We start from the raw sequence: 4,851 nt of genomic DNA on the forward strand, positions 1-4,851 counted from the left end.
CCTATTACCCAGATGTATTAAAGGAAACTAAAACCCACCAACCCAGACATGCGATCGAAACTTCCTTAAAACTGATTTCTAATCAACTAAAAGATAAAATTCCTGTAAAACAATCTCCCTCTATCTTGAAAATGCTATTAAAAAAATATCAAGACACCTCAAAACAAATTATTATTAAACAGTAGTTATCCATAATTTCACTTTGGATTATATAAAATCTGCACCACCAGACACTGTTCAAAACCTTATAGTTAAAGAAACAACGTGTTGCACAACATTATAGCGCTGTTCCATAACACGCCTAATTAAACTTGTCCTTACACCAAAGAAACATTTCACTTATATCCTCAGAAGATTACTCAAGAATACTATTTTAATATTAACTCTATTTTTAAAGAAAGTAATTTATCAGTAAATCTTGAATACATTGCTTCTTTAACTGTTATCATAAAAGATATTCTGGAAAGACATTTACCTTGCGCATCTGTACCTTCATCTTTCCTTCTGAATCCTCTCTTACATAATAATACTATCCCTTTAGTAAAAGATGTAATTTATTCCATAGCTCAACAATTACATACTGTTACCAATGTTTCTGAAATTCAACTATCAATGGAAATATTAACCTCTACTATTAATCAAAAGCTTTTATCTCCAAATCTTGAATTATTCGAAAAACCCTTACCTATTATTATTCCTTGTTCAGAAGAAATAACATCTTTAAAAAGAAAAAGCTCTTTTGGAGAAGAATCTTCGAGCCATAAACAATCTCGAACATCTTTTTCTGAAAAAGAACCTCCTGAATCATCTTTATTAAATGCAGCATCACCACAATTTTCACCAAATATAGATTCAGACCTAGATAGCTTAATATTAAATAACTTAGAAAGTGAATCAGAAAGATTACTAGAAGATACAGATGAAGATTTTTTCGCTATATTTGAAAACAATTTAGAAGTTAATACTCCTATGTCATCTTCATCTAACCAAGAAGCATCTTTAGAATTATTAACTAGACCTACTAGCCAAGTTTTACCTATTATTACGCTTGTAGAAAATAATCCATACTTCATCTTAGAAAATCAAAACATAACTAATACCTCAGTATACCTAGATCATGTCTTAAATGGAGTTAGTCATGTCCTTGAACATGGACTCTTCTTCCTAGATCCTTCTATCAAAGATCTATCAACATTTTCCCACGCGCACCTTTATCATGAAACCCTCAGCACTCTTTTAATTTTTCTTCTTCATCTAGAGCCTTTACTTACATCAATTCTTAACAATGATGATAAAACTAACCTTGGAATAGAACATCAGACTTTGATTAATAAAGTTATGGAACAATTACAACAGGAAAATTTTAGTGATTATGCTATTGCATCAATAATGGAGCCTCAAATCTACCCTAATCCACCTATTGCTTCCCCATCATTAAAAATAGTGATTATACCTACTTTAGAAGAAGCTCCTCCCTTAACAATATCTTCAACCAACAATGATAAAGTTTCTTCATCACAAACAGTAGAAAAATGCAATTATACTGCACTCTCTCCAGCCCCTTCTTTTATACACTTAAAAATAAATAGGGCCCATCACTGTGTAATATCCATGACAGATAAAAATCAAAGACTTCCTGAATTTATTACTCAGGTCAAAAATCTTATCTCAAAAGGAACAGGTTACACCTGTCACTCATCTATTGATTACCTTGGTATAAAACCATTTAATACAAAAGCTGATCTACTCAAAACCTTGTATCTTCTTCTTTCCAAAAATTTTAAGCTACACCTGAATCAAAAAAAAATCCCTCTCACCACTAGAGAGTCTGTTAAAAATACCTTGTCAGCAATCACTACAGCCTTTTATTTAGAAAGCAAAGAAATAATCAATCCAAATGCTGATATTCATTCTCAAAAACTTCTGAGTCATACTAGTCTTCAGACTTTAAAAATGCCTACACTTACTCATTATCATATTTTTTTACACTTCATTCGATCTATCTCTACAACTACAATAAAATTATGTACTGAAAAACAAACCTCTTCACATCCTAATATCTTAATTTTATTGAGAAAAAAGGAGAAGCGCCTACTCTGTACCCTTAAGCATCTAAAAATCTTATCGACAAAAAAAACTGTTATTATGCATAAAAATAATGTACTGAACATTGAGTTAAAAGAAGATAGAGTAGTTTCCCTACAGGATCTTTCTCTTCCCTTGTCTTCTTTACTTTATGAAAATCAAGTCATTTTAAGAGAAGCTTTTGGTAAAGAGCATGTAAAATCAAAATCTTATCAAAGAATGATAGTTGCCTTACAAGAAGCTATAAAAATAACAGAAGCTTTTGCCCACCCTATTCATTCTTGATAATAAAGAAATTGCTACAGCACCACCTCAAAGCTACAACATGCCTTTATTTATGCTAAAACCAGAAATTAAAACCGCTGGAGTTGATTATCAGATTTTATATAAAGTCAAAACATATACTCACTTTATGCCATAAAGAATTCATAGATTTTAAAACCCTTAAATTGTTACAAGCTTATGTACACAGGCATCCAAGAAAATCTTACCATACCTAACTAAAACACTTCCTCTTGCTTTAGAAAAAACGGCTTCTTATTACACTCAAAAAGATTATCAAAATCTTTTAGATACTCTTACATTGCTACGAGGAGATCATTTTTCTGAAGTAAAAGCACCCTATATACTTAATCACACACGCACCAAAAAAAAATAAGGATATTGTAAGATTTTTATGACAGAAAGCCCTTTTTTAGAGCTTACTCAAATCACTTCCTACTGTTATAGAAATACTAAAAATTAACTAATATTCCATAAAAATATACCTAGCACATCTACATAATGCCATCATGTATATACTTAAAGACACTATTGTAATTAACTTCATATGCACCACCATCCTTAAAAATATTCAGAAAGACAATGATGAAGAAAAAAATTATTATTTTTTTTGTTTTAACATTTTACAAAAGGTCAACAAATAATTATCATACTCTATTTGCACTCTTATATTTAATCTATTTTTCATCAAAAAATTATTATGCTTTATTTTACATTAGACTATTCTACCTCATCAGGAAATAAATCTAGTTTTATTGTCAAAGAAACTAGTAGAGCACTAAATCTTGCGAGCATCTCTTCTTTAACTGTTATAATAAAAGATATTTTAAATAGAAAATTACCTTGCGCCTCTGTCTCATCATCTTTTGTTCTTCATCCTTTAGTACATAATAACACTGTACATCTACTGAACGAAGTCATTGACTCAATATATCGAAAAGCATGTACAGTGGCAAATTCTGCTGAACTTCAGCTGTCACTAAAAATGCTAAGCTCCACTATTAATACAAGCCTTCTATCTTCAAATATCGCATTATTTGAAAACCCCTTACCTACTATTGTTTCTTTAAAAAGAAAAAGATCATTTCAAGAAGATCCTTCACAAAACAACCAATCTCGAATATTTTCTTCTAAAGAAGAACCTTTTCAATCACCTTTAAAGCAACAATCCCCATGTGACATAACATCAACACAATTTTCAACTGATCTAACTGAAGAACTAGACCTATTAATATCCAGAACCTTAGAAAATAATGAAGATTTTTCTGAACTGTATGAAGACAACATAATATTTTATAATTCTATGCCATCGTCACCTAACCAAAAAGTGCCTTTAGAATTATTAACCAATCCTAGCAACCAAGTTTTACCCATTATTACTATTTTAGAAGATAATCAATACTTCATCTTACAACCTCAAGACATCACTAATATCCCCATATACCTAGATCATGTCCTGAATGGAGTTCGTTATGTCCTTGAACATAGAATCTTTTTCCATGATAATTCTATAAAAGATACATCAAAACTTTCTTTCTCTGACCTTTATCATGATACCCTCAGTACTCTTTTAATTTTTCTTCTTAATCTAGAGCCTTTACTTGTATCAATTCCTAATGATGATGATAAAATTAACCTTGGTATAGAGAAAAATACTTTAGTTAATAAAGTTATGGAAGAATTCCAACAAAAACATTTTAGTGATTATGCTATTGCATCAATAATGGAATCTTTACACCACCCTAATCTATCTATTGCTTCTCCATCATTACAGGAAGTGATTCAGCCTACTTTAGAAGAAGCTTTTTCCCAAAAAACACCTTTAAAAAACAGCGATAAACAGTCTTGTTCTCAATCAATAGAACATATTAGCCCTACATCATCACAAAAAGTAGAAATAGGTAATTCTACTAGCACTTATCCAAGACATTATTTTATACATTTAAACATAAATAAGGACCCTGAATGCTTAATATATATGATAAATCAAGATCAAAAACTTCCTCATTTTATTGCTCAAATCAAAAATCTTATCTTAAAAGGAAGAAGCTACACCTGTCATTCATCTATTGCTCACTTGGGAATAAAACCATTTAACATAAAAGCTGACCTATTCAAAGCCCTATATATTCTTCTTCAGAAAAATTTTGAAATCCACCTTCATCAAAAAAAAGTCCCCCCTATAACTCAAACTTCTTTCAAAAATACCTTGATCGAAATCAATAAAATGTTTTGTTTAGAAAACAAAGAAACAATAAATCCAGATCCTGATATTCATTCTCCTGAACTTACATGTTATACTACTTCTTTATGTTTCAAAAATCCTGAAGTTACTCATTATCATATTTTTTTACGCTCCATTCGATTTCATACTGTAACTATAACAAAATTACATATTGAAAAACTCAGCTCGTCACACCCTAAATTTTTACATCTATTGAAACAAAAAGAAAAAAATATCATCAATACTTTGAAACATTTAGA

3 protein-coding genes are annotated in these 4,851 nt (G+C 30.2%); all 3 read left to right on the plus strand.

Features of this window, described 5'->3' with window-relative positions; translation table 11 throughout:
• Positions 1-185, plus strand: a 185-nt coding sequence (locus CLAVI_RS05590) for a hypothetical protein (RefSeq protein WP_228547654.1), incomplete at its 5' end; no start/stop codon positions are given.
• 427 nt (positions 186-612) lie between these two features.
• A complete protein-coding gene (locus tag CLAVI_RS05495; protein ID WP_194844596.1) occupies positions 613-2,370 on the plus strand; it encodes a hypothetical protein in 1,758 nt (585 codons plus the stop codon).
• 697 nt (positions 2,371-3,067) lie between these two features.
• Positions 3,068-4,851 (plus strand): hypothetical protein (locus CLAVI_RS05500; protein WP_194844597.1); only part of this gene is annotated, 1,784 nt, incomplete at its 3' end.

The organism is Candidatus Clavichlamydia salmonicola, assembly GCF_015356765.1.
Classification (GTDB): domain Bacteria; phylum Chlamydiota; class Chlamydiia; order Chlamydiales; family Chlamydiaceae; genus Clavichlamydia; species Clavichlamydia salmonicola.